1 protein-coding gene and 1 pseudogene are annotated in these 534 nt (G+C 64.8%); both read right to left on the bottom strand.

Going from position 1 to position 534, the window contains the following annotated elements:
- A pseudogene (locus tag ACTWQR_RS55975) lies at window positions 1–366 on the bottom strand (hypothetical protein); the annotation flags it as partial.
- A gap of 5 nt (window positions 367–371) precedes the next feature.
- Entirely contained in the window at window positions 372–530 is a 159-nt protein-coding gene (locus ACTWQR_RS55980) for an ABC transporter permease subunit (RefSeq protein ID WP_443235052.1), read from the bottom strand.
- Window positions 531–534 lie beyond the last annotated feature (4 nt).

A 534-nucleotide genomic window follows, 5' to 3' on the forward strand; every position in this document is an offset into this window, starting at 1 on the left:
GACGGCCAGCAGACCGATGGACAGCGACACGCGGGCGCCGTAGACGACGTTGGCGTAGTAGTCGCAACCCTGCAGGTCCGTTCCGAACCAGTGCTCCGCGCTGGGCGGGAGACGGGTGTCCGACAGGTCGCAGGCCCGCGGATCGATCCCGCGAGCGAACACCTGCGGCACCACCGCCATCGCGACGAGAACGATGGTGATGACGGCTCCGAACCAGAAGAACGCGCTGCGGCGCAGCTTCTTCCACGCGTTGCCCCACAGGCTCGCCTGGCCGACGAGCTCGACGGCCTCACCGGTCACGACATTTCCCGGCTCGCCTTCCTGCACGGCGTGCTGGCGGGCGGCCTCGGCGTTATTGGAATCCATCACCACTACTCGTATCTGATCCGTGGGTCGAGGAAGGCGTACAGCACGTCCACGACGAGATTGAAGAAGATGTAGAAGAAGACCATCAGCGTGACGATGCCGACGACCACTGCACCTTCCTGGTTCTGCACAGCGTCGAAGATGGCGCGGCCGAGCCCGGGAATGTTG

This window comes from Streptomyces sp. 2A115 (genome assembly GCF_052245575.1).
In the GTDB taxonomy this organism is placed as follows: domain Bacteria; phylum Actinomycetota; class Actinomycetes; order Streptomycetales; family Streptomycetaceae; genus Streptomyces.